At 62.2% G+C, this 14,802-nt stretch carries 14 protein-coding genes; 7 read left to right on the top strand and 7 right to left on the bottom strand.

Features of this window, described 5'->3' with window-relative positions; all coding sequences use genetic code 11:
- Window positions 1-70: 70 nt before the first annotated feature.
- From nirB to J3Q04_RS12740, 3 genes are all read left to right on the top strand, one after another.
- The gene (gene nirB / locus J3Q04_RS12730; protein WP_434564067.1) at window positions 71-2,632 is read left to right on the top strand and encodes a nitrite reductase large subunit NirB; all 2,562 of its coding nucleotides are present in this window, start codon (window positions 71-73) and stop codon (window positions 2,630-2,632) included.
- Window positions 2,632-3,003 carry a nitrite reductase small subunit NirD gene (gene nirD, locus J3Q04_RS12735; RefSeq protein ID WP_434611478.1) on the top strand — a complete coding sequence of 124 codons (372 nt, stop codon included), beginning with the start codon at window positions 2,632-2,634 and terminating at the stop codon, window positions 3,001-3,003. Before nirB ends, nirD begins: the two co-directional genes overlap by 1 nt.
- 145 nt (window positions 3,004-3,148) lie before the next feature.
- A complete protein-coding gene (locus J3Q04_RS12740; RefSeq protein WP_434611476.1) occupies window positions 3,149-3,589 on the top strand; it encodes a CBS domain-containing protein in 441 nt (146 codons plus the stop codon).
- A 41-nt stretch (window positions 3,590-3,630) separates the two neighbouring features.
- Here the strand turns inward: J3Q04_RS12740 and J3Q04_RS12745 are convergent, their stop codons facing one another.
- The 4 genes from J3Q04_RS12745 to J3Q04_RS12760 are packed head-to-tail and all read right to left on the bottom strand — an operon-like array spanning window position 3,631 to window position 8,268.
- Complete coding sequence (locus J3Q04_RS12745; RefSeq protein ID WP_420763931.1) at window positions 3,631-4,113, bottom strand: response regulator; 483 nt, start codon at window positions 4,111-4,113, stop codon at window positions 3,631-3,633.
- Window positions 4,110-6,422 carry an ATP-binding protein gene (locus J3Q04_RS12750; RefSeq protein WP_434611474.1) on the bottom strand — a complete coding sequence of 771 codons (2,313 nt, stop codon included), beginning with the start codon at window positions 6,420-6,422 and terminating at the stop codon, window positions 4,110-4,112. The genes J3Q04_RS12745 and J3Q04_RS12750 overlap by 4 nt, the downstream gene beginning before the upstream one ends.
- Window positions 6,419-7,087 (bottom strand): response regulator, encoded by a 669-nt coding sequence (locus tag J3Q04_RS12755; protein WP_434611472.1) that lies wholly within the window; start codon window positions 7,085-7,087, stop codon window positions 6,419-6,421. Before J3Q04_RS12755 ends, J3Q04_RS12750 begins: the two co-directional genes overlap by 4 nt.
- Window positions 7,084-8,268: a sensor histidine kinase gene (locus tag J3Q04_RS12760; RefSeq protein ID WP_434611470.1), complete on the bottom strand. Its 1,185-nt coding sequence runs from the start codon at window positions 8,266-8,268 to the stop codon at window positions 7,084-7,086. The genes J3Q04_RS12755 and J3Q04_RS12760 overlap by 4 nt, the downstream gene beginning before the upstream one ends.
- A gap of 174 nt (window positions 8,269-8,442) precedes the next feature.
- On the opposite strand from J3Q04_RS12760, the gene J3Q04_RS12765 reads away from it, so the two are divergent.
- Window positions 8,443-8,964 carry an SgcJ/EcaC family oxidoreductase gene (locus J3Q04_RS12765; protein WP_420763935.1) on the top strand — a complete coding sequence of 174 codons (522 nt, stop codon included), beginning with the start codon at window positions 8,443-8,445 and terminating at the stop codon, window positions 8,962-8,964.
- Window positions 8,965-9,231: 267 nt separating this feature from the next.
- Here J3Q04_RS12765 and J3Q04_RS12770 read toward each other — a convergent pair whose 3' ends face one another.
- On the bottom strand, window positions 9,232-9,633 hold the full coding sequence (locus J3Q04_RS12770) for a hypothetical protein (protein ID WP_420763936.1): 402 nt from the start codon (window positions 9,631-9,633) through the stop codon (window positions 9,232-9,234).
- Window positions 9,634-9,879: 246 nt separating this feature from the next.
- Between J3Q04_RS12770 and J3Q04_RS12775 the strand changes: the two genes are divergently transcribed.
- The gene (locus J3Q04_RS12775) at window positions 9,880-10,950 is read left to right on the top strand and encodes a M28 family peptidase (RefSeq protein WP_434611468.1); all 1,071 of its coding nucleotides are present in this window, start codon (window positions 9,880-9,882) and stop codon (window positions 10,948-10,950) included.
- Between the two features lie 113 nt (window positions 10,951-11,063).
- Here J3Q04_RS12775 and J3Q04_RS12780 read toward each other — a convergent pair whose 3' ends face one another.
- The gene (locus J3Q04_RS12780; protein ID WP_434611466.1) at window positions 11,064-11,543 is read right to left on the bottom strand and encodes a DUF1348 family protein; all 480 of its coding nucleotides are present in this window, start codon (window positions 11,541-11,543) and stop codon (window positions 11,064-11,066) included.
- An 87-nt stretch (window positions 11,544-11,630) separates the two neighbouring features.
- On the bottom strand, window positions 11,631-12,197 hold the full coding sequence (locus tag J3Q04_RS12785) for a TetR/AcrR family transcriptional regulator (RefSeq protein WP_420763938.1): 567 nt from the start codon (window positions 12,195-12,197) through the stop codon (window positions 11,631-11,633).
- 124 nt (window positions 12,198-12,321) lie between these two features.
- Here J3Q04_RS12785 and pssA point away from each other — a divergent pair, with 124 nt between their 5' ends.
- Both pssA and J3Q04_RS12795 read left to right on the top strand, forming a co-directional pair.
- Complete coding sequence (pssA, locus tag J3Q04_RS12790) at window positions 12,322-13,665, top strand: CDP-diacylglycerol--serine O-phosphatidyltransferase (protein ID WP_420763939.1); 1,344 nt, start codon at window positions 12,322-12,324, stop codon at window positions 13,663-13,665.
- Window positions 13,666-13,676: 11 nt separating this feature from the next.
- Window positions 13,677-14,693 (top strand): AraC family transcriptional regulator, encoded by a 1,017-nt coding sequence (locus J3Q04_RS12795; protein WP_434611462.1) that lies wholly within the window; start codon window positions 13,677-13,679, stop codon window positions 14,691-14,693.
- Window positions 14,694-14,802: the final 109 nt, after the last annotated feature.

Raw genomic sequence — 14,802 nt, forward strand, 5'->3', positions numbered from 1 at the left:
GAACCGCAAGGTTTCAGGCGTCTTTTTTTTGCTTTCAAAAAACCGTGATGGGCTTTTGTCGGGTGCTTTTATGAATTCCAACGTTGCTTCCCTGAACAAACTGCAAACGCTGATCGTGATCGGCAATGGCATGGTCGGCCATCACTGCGTCGAGCAACTGATCGAGCGCGGTGCCCTCAACCATTACCGCGTGCATGTCTTCAGCGAAGAGCCGATGCGGGCCTACGACCGCGTGCATCTGTCCGAATATTTTTCTGGGCGAGACGCCGAATCCCTGGCCCTTGGCGAAGCGACGTTGTACCAGACGCCGGGTGTGACGTTGCACCTGGGCGTGCCGGTGTTGGAAATCGACCGCCAGGCGCGTGAGGTGGTCACCGCCACTGAACGCCTCGGCTATGACAAGCTGGTGCTCGCCACCGGTTCCTATCCGTTCGTGCCGCCGATCCAGGGCGCCGAGGGTGATTCTTGCCTGGTCTACCGCACCCTCGAAGACCTCGATGCGATCCGCGCCGCCGCCAGCAACGCCCGTCGTGGCGTGGTGGTCGGTGGCGGATTGTTGGGCCTGGAAGCGGCCAATGCCTTGAAGAGCCTCGGCCTGGAAGCTCACGTCGTGGAATTCGCCCCCCGGTTGATGCCCGTGCAATTGGACGAGCAAGGCGGCCTGGCACTCAAGGCGCGCATCGAGAAACTGGGCGTTGGCGTGCATTTGTCCAAGGGCACCCAATCGATCAGCGCGGGCGAGCAGTATCGTTATCGGATGAACTTCGGCAACGACGATTTCCTCGAAACCGACTTGATCGTGTTTTCCGCCGGTATTCGCGCCCAGGATGCGTTGGCCCGTCAATGCCAATTGCCGATCGGCCCCCGCGGTGGCGTGGTAATCGACGACCATTGCCAGAGCAGCGACCCGGACATTTACGCCATCGGCGAATGTGCGGCGTGGAACGGCAGCATTTTTGGACTGGTCGCGCCGGGCTACCAGATGGCCCGCAACGTCGCGTCGCGCCTGTGCGGCGAAGCCGGCGAGGCGTTTACCGGCGCGGACATGTCCACCAAGCTCAAATTGCTGGGCGTGGACGTCGGCTCCATCGGCGACGCACACGGCAACACGCCGGGTTCGCGCAGCTTCCAGTTCATCGACGAAACCAGCGCCAGCTACCGTCGCCTGGTAATCGACGCTGACGGCAAGCGCGTGATCGGCGCGGTTTTGGTAGGCGACAACAGCTACTACGACACCTTGCTGCAGTACATGCAGAACGGCATCGCGTTGCCCAAGGACGCCGCCAGCCTGATCCTGCCATCGTCCGAAGGCGCCCCGACACTGGGCCCGGCGGCTTTACCCGAAACCGCCACCCTCTGTTCGTGCCACAACGTCACCAAGGGGGCGGTCTGCTCGGCCATCGACGGCGGCTGCACCGATCTCGGCCAGCTCAAGTGCGACACCAAGGCCGGCACCGGTTGTGGCGGCTGCGCGGCGCTGGTCAAGCAAGTCTTCGAGCACGAACTGATCGCCCGCGGCGTCAGCGTCGACAAGAGCCTGTGCGAACACTTCGCCTATACCCGCCAGGAACTGTATGCCCTGGTGCGCGTGGAAGGCATCATCAGTTTCGAAGAATTGCTCGCCAAACACGGTCGTGGCCACACCGGTTGCGACCTGTGCAAACCGGCCGTGGGCTCGATCCTGGCGTCGTGCTGGAACCAGCCGATCATGGACCCGCACCTGGTGCCGTTGCAGGACACCAACGACACCTTCATGGCGAACATGCAGAAGAACGGCACCTATTCGGTGGTGCCGCGCATCGCCGGTGGAGAAATCACCGCCGACAAACTGATCGCCATCGGCGTGGTTGCCAAGAAATACGACCTTTACACCAAGATCACTGGCGGACAGCGCATCGACCTGTTCGGCGCGCAGCTGCACCAGTTGCCGGACATCTGGGCCGAATTGATCGAAGCCGGGTTCGAAACCGGCCACGCCTACGGCAAATCCACGCGCACGGTAAAATCCTGCGTGGGCAGCACCTGGTGCCGCTACGGCGTGCAGGACAGCGTGCAAATGGCCCTGACCATCGAGGATCGCTACAAAGGCCTGCGCTCGCCCCACAAGCTCAAGTTCGCGGTGTCTGGCTGCACCCGTGAGTGCGCCGAAGCCCAGAGCAAGGACGTCGGCGTGATCGCCACTGAAAAGGGCTGGAACCTCTATGTGGCCGGCAATGGCGGTATGCGTCCGCGTCACGCCGAACTGTTCGCCACCGACCTGGACGATGCGACGCTGATCCGTTACATCGACCGCTTCCTGATGTTCTACATCCGCACCGCCGACAAGCTGCAACGCACCTCGGTGTGGCGCGAGAGCCTGGAAGGTGGCCTGGACTATCTCAAGGACGTGATCATTCACGACAGCCTGGGCCTGGGCGCCGAGCTCGAAGCGCAGATGCAACTGGTGGTCGACCGCTACGAATGCGAATGGGCCAACGCCCTGAAGGACCCAGAAAAGCTCAAGCGCTTCCGCACCTTCGTCAACGACAAGCGCGGCGATCCAGACGTTCATTTTGTCCGCGAACGCGGCCAGCGCCGGCCGGTGCATGCCGGCGAACTTCACTTGATTCCCGTCACCGAGGAGGTGCTCTGATGACCCAGCCAAACGTCGTTCGTATCGCCCAAGAATCCGTGCAATGGCATGCCCTGTGCAGTCGCGAGGACCTGGTGCCCAACTCCGGCGTGGTCGCCTGGCACGACGGCAGCCAAGTGGCGCTGCTCTATCTCCCAGAGCATGCGGACAAGCCACTGTACGCCGTCGATAATCGCGATCCGAAGTCCGGCGCCAACGTCATCGGCCGCGGCCTGTTGGGCAATATCAAGGGCGAACTGGTCATTGCCTCGCCGATGTACAAACAGCATTTCCGCCTGGAAGACGGCCTTTGTCTGGAGTACCCGGAGCAGCGCTTGCGGGTCTGGCCGGTGCGCTTGAATGGCGATGTGGTGGAAATAGGCGAGGGCTGATTAGCTTGCCTGATTGTGGCGAGGGGATTTATCCCCGCTCGGTTGCGTAGCGACCGTAAGATTTTTTGGGCCGCTGCGCGGTCCAGCGGGAGCAAGCTCCCTCGCCACGACAGCGGCCACTTTTGTTTGAGATTGGGGATTAGTAATGAAGACCGCCGCGCAACTGGTAAGGCTCAAGAGCGTACAGAACCAGCGTGTCCACAGCATCGCACCGGATCAGACCGTGCTCGAAGCGTTGCAGATCATGGCCGAGAAAAATGTCGGTGCGCTGCCGGTGATCGAAGGCGGGCAGGTGGTGGGGGTGTTCAGCGAGCGGGACTACGCGCGCAAGATGGTCCTCAAGGGCCGTTCATCCGTGGGCACTGCGGTGCGCACCATCATGAGCACGCCGGTGATCACCGCCGACAGCCAGCAGAGCATCGATCGCTGCATGGCGGTCATGACCGACAGCCACCTGCGGCATTTGCCGGTGCTGGATAACGGCGAGCTGATCGGGCTGTTGTCCATTGGCGACCTGGTCAAGGAAGCGATCGTCGAACAAGCGGACCTGATCCGGCAGTTGGAGCATTACATTCGCGGGCATTGAGCACCTGCTGTGCCGTTGTGGCAAGAGAGCCTGGGAGCCATTCAATCGCTTCCGTGCTGGGCCGCATCAGCGCTTGGCCGGTGCTGGCGCAACAATTCGATTTGTTGGGCGGGAATCAAGGTGCGCAAGGATTTATAGAGGGCGCGGGTTTCCAACAGGTTCCACACGCGCAACATGGTTTCCAGCGCATCGAGGGGTTTGCTGATGAAGTCGCGCGCGCCCAGCGCCAGGGCACGCAGGCGGGTGTCGCGGGTCGCGTCGGCCGTCAGGACCAGGATCGGCAGGTAATCATTGGCCGGGATCCGCCGGTTGAGCTGCTCCAGCACCGCGAAGCCATCGAACGCAGGCATGTGCAGGTCCAGGATGACCAGGTCCGGCTCGAAACTGTTGAACAGGTCAAGGGTGCGCAGCGGTTCGGTGCTGCTCAGTACATTGTGCAGCCCTTCGCGGGCGAGCAATTGCTCCATCAGATCCAGGTTGGGGCGCTGATCGTCGATGATCAGGATGCGCAGGTCGCGATTCATGCGGACTCCGGTAGATAACGCTCAAGGTGGCCAAGGAAGGCCTGGATATGAATGGGTTTGGTGAGGATCGCCGTGGCGCCGGTGTCAAGCAGGGCCCGGTGGGACAGGTCGCTGGCATCGGCGGTGATCATCAACACCGGCGTGTAGGCCGTGGTCGGGGATTGGCGCAGGCGGCGAAGAACTTCCAGGCCATCCAGATCGGGCAATGTCACGTCCAGTAGGATCAATTGCGGCGCGTGCTGGCGAGCCAGGTCGAGGCCCATCTGGCCTTGCATGCTGGACAGCAACTGAATGCCTGGACGGCGTTGCATCAGGGTCTCGATCAGGGCGAGGCTAGACAGGTTGTCCTCGATGCACAGCACCTTGCCGTCGAATTCGGTGCGTGGGCGTGCCACTTCCAGCGCAACCATGGGCGGCAGGTGAGCGCCGGATACTCGGGCGCCGGGCAGTCGCAACGTGAAGCAACAGCCTTGTCCCGGATCGCTGCGTACTTGCAGGCTGCCTTGCATCATCTCCAGCAGGCTCTTGCTCAGCGAAAGGCCGAGCCCGGTGCCTTCGATCTGGGGATCCGCGCCGAGGCGCTCGAATGGCTTGAACAGCTGATCCAACAGCTCGGGGGCGATGCCACGCCCGGTGTCGCTGATGGCGATACTGACATGGGGAGCTTCAGCCGTGACCTCAATGCGTACTTCGCCACCCGGCTGGTTGTATTTGATGGCATTGGACAGCAGGTTCAGCAATACCTGCACCAGGCGCTGGCGATCGGCAAGCACGCCGCTGCCCTCGGGCAGCGATGCAAGCTCGGCCAGATGTATCCCGGCGTCGGCCGCCATCGGCGACACCAGCGTCAACGCTTCGTGCAGCACCGCCGGCAATCCGATCGGTTCGATGTTCAGGGGCAGGCGGCCGGCTTCGATTCGGGCGATGTCGAGTACCTCGTTGATCAACGCCAACAAGTGCTGACCGGCTCGCAGGATGTGGCTGACTTGCGTGCGCTGGCCGGCAATGGAATCCATGTCCAGCAGTTGCGCGAAGCCCAGGATGGAATTCAACGGCGTGCGCAGTTCATGACTCATGCGCGACAAGAACTCACTCTTGGCGCGACTGGCGCTTTCGGCTTCTTCACGGGCCGTGCGCAGGGCTATCTCGGCGGCCCGTCGGTCGGTGATGTCCCGGGTGATCTTGGAGAAGCCTCGCAGGGCGCCGGTGCTGTCGTATTGGGCGGTAATCACCACGCTGGCCCAGAAACGACTGCCGTCCTTGCGGCATCGCCAGCCTTCTTCCATGTAATGACCTTCGCGGGTGGCCGCGAGCAAGGCCATGTCCGGATGCGCCGGGCATTCTTCGGCCAGGTAGAACAACGAGAAATGCCGGCCGAGCACTTCCTGTTCGGTATAGCCCTTGATCCGTTCGGCGCCGACGTTCCAAGTGATCACGTGGCCTTGGGCGTCCAGGGCGAAGATCCCGTAGTCCTTCACCCCATCGATGATCAGCCGCAGGCGTTCTTCGTTGTCGCGCAAGGCTCGTTCCCGCTCGGCCAATAATTGCCCAGCCTCCACCAGGCGCGTGCCCAACTGGCCGATCTCATCGCGCTCCGGTGGTTGTGGCAACAGCGGTTGGCCCAGCGCCAGACGCTGGGCGTTGCCTTGCACCTTCTGGACCCGGGCGACGATGCCCTTGGACAGGAACAGCACTGCAACGATGGCGCCGAACAGTCCGCACAGCGCCGCCAGCAGAGTCGCGAACAACAGGCGCATGCGCGTAGCGGAAGCGGCGGCGCTGCGGTCGGTGAGCAGGGCGTCCTCACGGATACGCATGGCGCTGATCTGCTCGCGCAGCACGTCCAGCACTTGTTTGTTTTCGATCAGGATGGCGGTGATGGTCGCGGTGTTGTCGCCTTTGCCGGTGCGCAGGGAGACCAGTCCGTTGAGCTTTTCAGTGATCAGCGGTGTGATGGTCTTTAGGTGCTCGCGCATTCTGGCGTCGCGGATATTATGATCCAGGCGTTGCAGTGCGGCCTGGATCTTTGGGGTGGCCTGTTCGTAGCCGGGCAGGAAATCTTCGCGGCGGGTCAGCAGGTAACCGCGCACGCTGGCGGCTGCTTCGGCCAGTAGGGTGTGCACCGCCTGGATGTCGCCCTGTACCAGCAGCACCCGGCGCACATCCTCTTCGGCGCGTGCGGTCTGGCGCTCGGTGATGTAGATCAGCACCAGTGACAGCAACAGGACAACCAGCGGCAGGGAAATCACCACCAATGCCTTGCCCCGCAAGGGCAGGTCGGCCCAGCGACGGGCCGCGAGGATCTTCATGGCCATTGCCCCGACGGTTGCGCGACCAACCCCAGGGCGATACCGCGCACCGCGGCCTGGGTGCGGTCGGCGGCGCCAAGCTTGCCGATGACCCGCTCGACATGGGCCTTTGCGGTGCCGGGGGCGATGCCGAGTTTTTCGCCGATTTCACGATTGCTGAAACCACTGGCGACCAGGCCGAGCACCTGCCGCTCACGGGCGGTCAGGGCCTGGACCTGAGCCGTACCTCCGGCGCCGCGCTCGGCCATGCGCCGCAAGAGGCGGGCGCTGACCGAGCTGTTCAAGGCTTCCTCTCCCTGGGCGACCCTTCTGAGCGCATCGATCAACTCGGCGCGACTGGCATCCTTGAGCAGATAACCGACGGCGCCCGCGCCGATGGCCGCTTCCAGGTGGTCGGGGCTGTCGTCCATGGTGAAAATCATGACCTTGAGCTGCGGCTGACGTTGTTTCAGGATGCGCGCCGCGCCGAGGCCATTGAGCACCGGCATGCGAATATCCAGGATCGCGATGTCCGGTTGCAGCTGCTGGCACAAATCGAGCGCCTCCTGGCCGTCTCTGGCCTGGCCGACCACCTCGAAGCCCTCGATACCGCAAAGCATTGAAATGAAACCGGTACGGGTCACTTCGTGATCATCGGCCAACAGCACGCGCAGAGGACGGTTCATGATTGGCCTCCATGGGTTGGCAGGGGCACGCTGGCCAACAGGCGAGTACCACCGTTGCGTTCGCTGCGACAGTCCAGATGGCCTCCCAGGAGGCTGGCACGTTCCTGCATGGCCGCCAGGCCCAGGTGGCTGGAGCCATGGCTTTCGATGGGCGGTTCGAGGGCAAACCCGCGGCCATCGTCCTCGACCCGCAACGTTGCCCGTCCGTCACGCACCACCAAGCCAAGGCAAACATGCCTGGCCTGGGCATGCTTGAGGATATTGTTGATGCCTTCCTGGGCGATGCGGAACAGGGCAATCTCGGCGTTTCCCGACAGCCGCGCAGCGCTGTGCTCGACCCAATCCACTGTCAGCCCGGCGTCACGCAGGCGATCGGCTTCCTTGTCGATGGCGGTGTACAAGCCAAAATCGTCCAGTACATGGGGGCGAAGGCCGCCGATCAACTGCCGGCTCTCGCCGACGCAACGCTGGGCCAGGTCGAGGATGGCCTGGTGTTCGCTGTGCAGCGTCGACGACAGCGGCGGGCAGCGGCCGGCGAAACCTTGCAGGCGCTGATGCAGCCCCGCGAGGTTCTGCGCAAGGCCATCGTGAAGGTCATATGCCACGCGCTTGCGTTCGTCTTCCTGGGCGCTGAATAGCCGATGGACCAGCTCGGACATGGTCCGCTCACGGGCTTGCAGCGCCTGGAGCAGCCGGCTGTTTTCCAGGTGCGCCGCCAGCAGCGTCGCAAGCAATTGCAGCGACTCGATGTCCTCGTTGTCGGGGGCCCCGAGGGGCACGCTGTTACCCAGCAGCAGGGCACCGAACACGATGCCGTCCGCGCCTCGCAGCGGCACGCGCAGAACCTGCGCCAGGGTTTTCCCCGGACAGTCCAACCACTGCGGTTCGGGCGCCGACGGCTGCGCGAGCTGGGCAAGCAAATCGAGCCCATCGCCGCTGCCGTGACTGGCAACGGTTTGCAACGTGGCTTGCGGCGTCCACTCCAGCAACAAGCCATGGTCCATGGCGACGAATGCGCACGCTCGCTGCACCGCGCGCTCGCGCATTTGCGCCAAGGGCAGGCGGGTCAATTCGTGCCCGGTGCCCAACAGAAGGCCCAAACGTGCCGCGCGGCTTTGCGACTGGCGGTATTGGCTGCGGATCGCCAGGGCGCTGCCAGGGTCGTGGGGTGGGCTTTGCATGGGGGAACTCCAGCGTGGACGTGAACCGGCCTGGTTCGCGATGGCGACATTAGACCTTGGGATCGGCACCTGGCCTATCTGCCGAATGGCATAGGCGATCAGCACCGGTTGGCCGATGGCGAGCGCTGCGGGGATCGGCAAAGTGGGGCCATTGAAACCCAAAGGACCACAACGATGAAAATGAAAACCTGTGCCATCGCCGCTTTTTTCGTGCTGGCTGCTCCCTTTGTCCAGGCTGCGGAGACCGCGCCGTTCGTCTATCGCACCGTCGTCGAGCAACCGCAAAAGCAAACCGACCGGGAAATAGCGGGGCTTTTCGACCGCTGGAACGCAGCACTGCAAACCGGCAGCGCCAGCGCGGTGACCGCCCTCTACGCGCCGGATGCGGTATTGCAACCGACTGTTTCCAACAAGGTGCGCAGCACACCGGACCAGATCCAGGATTACTTCGTGCACTTCCTGGCGGCCAAGCCGGTCGGGGTAATCAACTACCGGGAGATCCGTCACCTGGGCGCCGACGCTGCGATGGACAGCGGGGTCTACACGTTCACGCTGACCCAGGCCGACGGTTCCAAGCGAGAGGTCCAGGCGCGGTACACCTTCCTCTATGAACGACTCGACGGGCAGTGGAAAATCATCAACCATCACTCATCGGCCATGCCTGAAGTGCCCAAGACCCTCCACGCCAGCCATTGAGGCCGCCGGTGCCTTTGTCATATGTCAGCCCCGGCACCGTCGGCACATCCCACTCTGCGCCAAGGTATGCGCGCCAATGTCGAGAACGTCGCGGATAAACGGTATTGAAGTTCGGCGGGGGCTTCGGATGACAGTGAGCCGGGGTTGACGCTGCGACGCCTCGGACTTATCTGGTTTCGGCGACCGTGGATTTTTGAATGTGGTTCTCTGAAGTGGAGGTATATCCGTTACCAGGATGACGGATATACAAACCGGCCAAGAGCAGCCTCAACCACCCCGAAACAGATCCCGCGAGTCCAGCAACCGCCAGGCAATCTCAGGCCGCTTCTCCAGCCCCCGGCGAATCGCAGCCGGGATCGACTGGCGAATCTTGCGGCATAGCCCCGGCTGCTCCTGGAATTCGATGGCAATACCGCGCATCGTCCGAACCTCGTTATAGCCGGGCTCGATGGTTACCCGCACACCCAGGTTCTCGAACAGCCGCTGCTGCAACCGTTCAAGCTCGTCCAGGCTCTGGATATTTTCCAATCGCTCAAGCAGGCGTTTCTCTTCCTGGCGATTCAGGCAAAGGATGCGCAGATCGCTGCCCGGCGTTTGCAGCAACGCATCACGCCCGCAATCACAGACACCAGGCGGGCAGGGGGGGCGGATGGGCATCGACGCGGTCATGGGCTCCACAAGCTCTGCAACACGACAAACCGCCTTCGGCGTAGGGACGATCCAGGCAATGTGATGCCTGACGGCGTGTCGGTCAACCCTTCGGGAAGGCCGCCTGTCCGCACTTCATGGGGGGCCGCTCGTCAGTTTCGCCAGGATCCGATCAAATTTTCCAAGGCCAGGCGTGTTCAAGAAGACAGACACGTCGCGGCCCGCTTCGTCAGTGGGCCGCGCCTGGAAAAAAGGAGAACCCATTTGATGCAACCCAATCCGTCTACCTTGCCGCTGCTGGAGGAGCTGCTGATGGCCCGCGGGCCCGGCGGGCAGGAGCATGAAGTGCGCGACATCTGCCTTCGGGAGCTGAAACCGCATTGCGACGAAACCTGGGTCGACCCGGCGGGCAATGTCATCGGGCTGATCAAGGGCGCCCGGCCGGACACGAAGCCGCATCAGTCGATCCGGATCATGGCGCACCTGGACGAGATCGCCATGCTGGTCAAACGCATCGAGTCTGACGGCACGTTGCGAGTGGTGGCCCTGGGCGGTGCCAATCCGATCAACTTCGGGGTCTGCCCAGTGGACATTCTTGGCGACCGGGATTTCATTCCTGGCGTGTTGTCGTTCGGGTCGATGCACAGCACCGGTGAAACCCACCAGGGCGCGGACGTGTTGTCGGGAAACGTCAATTGGGGTGACGTCCATGTGATTACCCGTCGCACGAGCGAGCAATTGCAGGCCCATGGGGTACGCCCCGGCACGCGGGTGGTGTTGAGCCAGCACTGGCGACGACCGTTCCGGGTCGGCGACGCCATCGCCGCGCATTTCCTGGACGACCGCGCGCCCATGGTGGCTGCGCTCCAGGCCGCCACGCTCTTGGCCGAGCGCCGTAAAGAGCTGCCACACGACGTTTATTTTGTTTTTACCACCCAGGAAGAAGAGTCCAATGCCGGCGCCCTTTATGCCGCCAGCCATTTGCCCGGGGACGCCACGGTGGCGGTCGAGGTCGGCCCCGTGGTCGCGGAATACGCGACCCGATTGGGCGTCGATCCGATCATCAACACGGGTGACAAGAATGGCTGTTACCACCGTGGGCTCGTCGACCAGCTGTACCAGGCCGGTAAACGCAGCGGGCTGACACCACAATTTGCCTTGTTGGCGGATTTCGCCAGTGACGCCAGTGCGATCATGAGCAGCGGGGCGTCCGCCCAAGGCGGTTGTATCGCAATCCCGACCGAAAATACCCACGGCTATGAGCTGATCGTGGAAGGCAGTATCGAGGCTTGCGCGGTGACATTGCTGGAATTCTTGTTGAGTCGACGTAGTGCCTGACGCCACGGGGATCAATGTGGGAACGAACCTGCTCGCGAAGGCGGCGGCCCATCCAATATTGCATTGGCTGATACACCGCATTCACGAGCAGGCTCGCTCCCACAAGGGTTTGGTTACAGCCCCAGCTCAGAAAGGCCTGGGTGATCGTCCGGCCGACGGCCCAGCGGCCAATGGAATTTACGTTCGCTTTCCTTGATCGGCATGTCATTGATGCAGGCGTAGCGGTTGGCCATCAGGCCGTTCTCATCGAATTCCCAGTTTTCATTGCCGTAGGAGCGGAACCAGTTGCCCGAGTCGTCGTGCCATTCATAGGCGTAGCGCACGGCAATACGGTTGCCAGTAAAGGCCCAGAGCTCCTTGATGAGCCGGTAGTCGAGTTCCTTGGCCCACTTGCGGGTCAAAAAGGCCTTCGCTTCTTCCCGGTTATGGGCGAATTCAGCGCGGTTACGCCATTGAGTATCGAGAGTGTAGGCCAGCGATACTTTCTGCGGGTCACGACCGTTCCAGCCGTCTTCGGCCAGGCGAACTTTTTCGATAGCTGTTTCACGGGTGAAAGGTGGCAGCGGTGGGCGAACTTCGGCAGAGGACGACATGGCCAATCTCCAGATAATGAACGTGGGTTGCACGATTGCTTTACAGCGAGGGTCTTTACGAGCGGTCCTGCGGTTTACACGTGTTGCTTATTCAATCGCCAACAACATCTTCAGGACGTCTTGGGCCTGATCGGCAGCATCGTGATCGCCCATGACGAGCGCGAGGGTAATGGCGCCGTCAATCAGGATGAGCAGCTGTCGGGCAAGCACGTGCGGCTGCTCAATACCCTGTTCGGTACACAAGCGGGTCACATACTCGAGCAATGCCTGTTTGTGCATTTTCGCAACCTGGCGGACCGGGTCCTGAGGGTCGCCGGTTTCGCCGCTGGTGTTGATGAATGCACAACCACGGAAGCCTTCGCTCTGGAACCAGCCCTTGAGCACGGGAAACAGGCTGAGCAAACGTGCGAGGGGCGTCGGCGCCTTGCCCACTTCGCTGCTGAACCACTGCATCCAGCGTTCATCACGGCGCTTGAGCGCCGCGACGACGAGCTCCTCCTTGTTGGCGAAGTAGCGGTAGATACTCTTCCTGGAGACGCCGGCGGTTTTTACCAGAAGATCCATGCCGGTGGCCGCGATGCCACTTCTGTAGATCAACTTTTCGGCGACATCAAGGATGATGTCTCGTGTTTCAGTGCCAGTGATTTCGTTCATGCGACTTAAAGTAGAACGGTCATTCTCCTTGGTCAAATATTTTTTCATCTCGACGGGGAGACCCCAAGCCACGCGTCATGGTGTAAGCTCAACGGTTCTTCGGAATCGACTTTTTGCGAGCCCTATGCCGTCGCTTTTCAAACGTTCCTTGCTGCCCAAGCTGCGCAGCTTTCCACTCACCGCCGACGCCGTGACGATCCTCGACGGTGCCGCCGAGTTTCGCCGTTGCCTGCTTGAGAAAATCGCCCAGGCCACCCAGCGCATCTACATCGTCGCCCTCTACCTGCAAGAGGACGAGGCCGGCCAGGAAATCCTCGATGCCTTGCATGCCGCCAAAACCGCACGTCCCGAACTGGACATTGCGGTGGTGGTGGACTGGTTGCGGGCGCAACGTGGGCTGATCGGGGCCAAAAAACAGCCGGGCAACTCGGCGTGGTATCAAAAACAGACCCGCGCCCATGCCAGCGAAGTGCCGATCTACGGCGTGCCGGTGCAGACCCGCGAGCTGTTCGGGGTACTGCACCTCAAAGGCTTCGTGATCGACGACTGTGTGCTCTACAGCGGTGCGAGCCTCAACAACGTCTACCTGCACAAGTTCGACAAGTACCGCTACGACCGTTATCACCTGCTGCAGAACGCCCCGCTGGCCGATTCGATGCATCATCTGGTGCAACATGGCCTGATCGCCTCCAGGGCCGTGCATCGCCTTGACCTGCCGGACCTGCCCAGCACCCGCAGTTTGCGCAAGGACATCGGCGACCTGCGCAGCCGCCTCAAGTACGCGGCCTACGACACCACGGCGGGCAGCCTCGACAAGAATGGCCTGTCGGTGAGCCCGTTGCTGGGCGTCGGCAAGAACAACCCGCTGAGCAGGGTGATCGGTGAACTGATCGCCGGCAGCCGCAAGCAACTGACCATCTGCACGCCGTATTTCAACCTGCCATTGGCTGTGACGCGGGAAATCAACCGTGCTCTGGCTCGCGGCGTGCGAATCGACATCATCGTTGGCGACAAGACCGCCAACGATTTTTATATTCCTGCGAGCGAGCCGTTCAAGATCATCGCTGCGTTGCCCTACCTGTACGAAATCAGCCTGCGTCGCTTTGCCAAGCGGCACCAGCGCTACATCGACAGCGGCCAGTTGAACCTGCACCTGTGGCGAGACGGCGACAATACCTACCACCTCAAGGGCATGTGGGTGGACGAGCGCTATACCTTGCTCACCGGCAACAACCTCAACCCACGGGCGTTTCGCCTGGACCTGGAAAATGCCCTGTTGCTGGACGATCCCAAGGGCGAGTTGTCGGGACCGCGCCAGGCCGAGCTCGAGCGGATCTATCGGCACACCCAGCGAATCGAACGCTACCTGGACCTGGAAACCCTGCCGGATTACCCCGCAGCGGTGGGCAAGTTCCTCAAGCGCGTCAGCCGGGTGCGAATAGAGCGTCTGCTTTACCGGATCCTGTGAAAACCCAGGCCATGTCGGAAAAAGACACCATCTCGGTCCACTTGGTGCGCGAAGCACTGCTGCAAAGCTGTGCCCCTGGCGCTGCGACCGACGAGGTGCTGCGCAAAGTGGGCATCGACCCGGCGTTGCTCGGCGATGCCCTGGCGCGGGTCCCGGCCCATGCCTATGCGCAGCTTTGGCGCCTGCTGGCGAGGCGCCTGGATGATGAATTTTTCGGCATGGACCCGCGCAAGCTCAAGTCCGGCAGCCTGGCCTTTCTGTGCCGCTGCGCCATGGCCCAGCCGACATTGGCCTCCGGGCTGACGGCGGGGCTGGGGTTCCTTTCGCTGATGCTCGAACACCTGCCGGCGCAATGGGCTCGCCAACAAAGCCTGGCGGAAATTGTCCTGCTCGAAGAAGACCAGACACCGCGCCGGGCCTTCACGTATTTCACCTATTGGATGATCGTCCATGGCGTGGCCTGCTGGCTGGCCGGGCGACGCATTCCGATCCTGTCCGTCGAGTTGCGGTGCCCGCAGCCCGACTTCTGTGATGATTACCGCGTCATGTTCTCCCAGAACCTGCGCTTCGACCGGCCCCGTACGCGGATGATCTTTTCCGCCGACTGCCTGGACCTGCCCATCCGCCGCAGTCCCGAGGAGCTCAAGCGCTTCCTGGCCCAGGCACCGGCGAATATCCTGGTCAAGTACCGCGACCCGCAAAGCCTCTCCAGCCGCATTCGCCATGACCTGCGCCAGCTGCCCGCCGAGCAGTGGCCGGAAACCGAAGCCCTGGCCCAGCGGTTATGCGTTTCCGCCTCGACCCTGCGCCGACGCCTGGCAGAGGAGGGGCAAACCTACCAGGGCCTCAAGGACGGCGTCCGCAAGGAGCTGGCCATTGCCTGGCTGGCCGAACCTTCCATCAGTTTCGTGGAAATCGCCTCGCGCCTGGGGTTCGCCGACGCCAGTTCGTTCTACAAGGCGTTTCGCAAGTGGTCCGGGTCCAATCCTGGGCACTATCGCAGCTTGATTCTCAACGAGGCGGGCTGACGGCCCGCACAGCCAACGCCTACTTTGGTCCATGGCCAAACCAGTCAAGCAACTTGAAGGCTTTGACCATTGCCGCGCCGCCTCTTCGGCGCGAGTATTTCCCTGCTAT

Source organism: Pseudomonas sp. D4-21 (genome assembly GCF_051132125.1).
Taxonomy (GTDB): Bacteria; Pseudomonadota; Gammaproteobacteria; order Pseudomonadales; family Pseudomonadaceae; genus Aquipseudomonas.

Coding starts and splice junctions, on each gene's coding strand:
- nirB (WP_434564067.1), top strand. CDS start 71: ATGAATTCCAACGTTGCTTCCCTGAACAAACTGCAAACGCTGATCGTG.
- nirD (WP_434611478.1), top strand. CDS start 2,632: ATGACCCAGCCAAACGTCGTTCGTATCGCCCAAGAATCCGTGCAATGG.
- J3Q04_RS12740 (WP_434611476.1), top strand. CDS start 3,149: ATGAAGACCGCCGCGCAACTGGTAAGGCTCAAGAGCGTACAGAACCAG.
- J3Q04_RS12745 (WP_420763931.1), bottom strand. CDS start 4,113: ATGAATCGCGACCTGCGCATCCTGATCATCGACGATCAGCGCCCCAAC.
- J3Q04_RS12750 (WP_434611474.1), bottom strand. CDS start 6,422: ATGAAGATCCTCGCGGCCCGTCGCTGGGCCGACCTGCCCTTGCGGGGC.
- J3Q04_RS12755 (WP_434611472.1), bottom strand. CDS start 7,087: ATGAACCGTCCTCTGCGCGTGCTGTTGGCCGATGATCACGAAGTGACC.
- J3Q04_RS12760 (WP_434611470.1), bottom strand. CDS start 8,268: ATGCAAAGCCCACCCCACGACCCTGGCAGCGCCCTGGCGATCCGCAGC.
- J3Q04_RS12765 (WP_420763935.1), top strand. CDS start 8,443: ATGAAAATGAAAACCTGTGCCATCGCCGCTTTTTTCGTGCTGGCTGCT.
- J3Q04_RS12770 (WP_420763936.1), bottom strand. CDS start 9,633: ATGACCGCGTCGATGCCCATCCGCCCCCCCTGCCCGCCTGGTGTCTGT.
- J3Q04_RS12775 (WP_434611468.1), top strand. CDS start 9,880: ATGCAACCCAATCCGTCTACCTTGCCGCTGCTGGAGGAGCTGCTGATG.
- J3Q04_RS12780 (WP_434611466.1), bottom strand. CDS start 11,543: ATGTCGTCCTCTGCCGAAGTTCGCCCACCGCTGCCACCTTTCACCCGT.
- J3Q04_RS12785 (WP_420763938.1), bottom strand. CDS start 12,197: ATGAACGAAATCACTGGCACTGAAACACGAGACATCATCCTTGATGTC.
- pssA (WP_420763939.1), top strand. CDS start 12,322: ATGCCGTCGCTTTTCAAACGTTCCTTGCTGCCCAAGCTGCGCAGCTTT.
- J3Q04_RS12795 (WP_434611462.1), top strand. CDS start 13,677: ATGTCGGAAAAAGACACCATCTCGGTCCACTTGGTGCGCGAAGCACTG.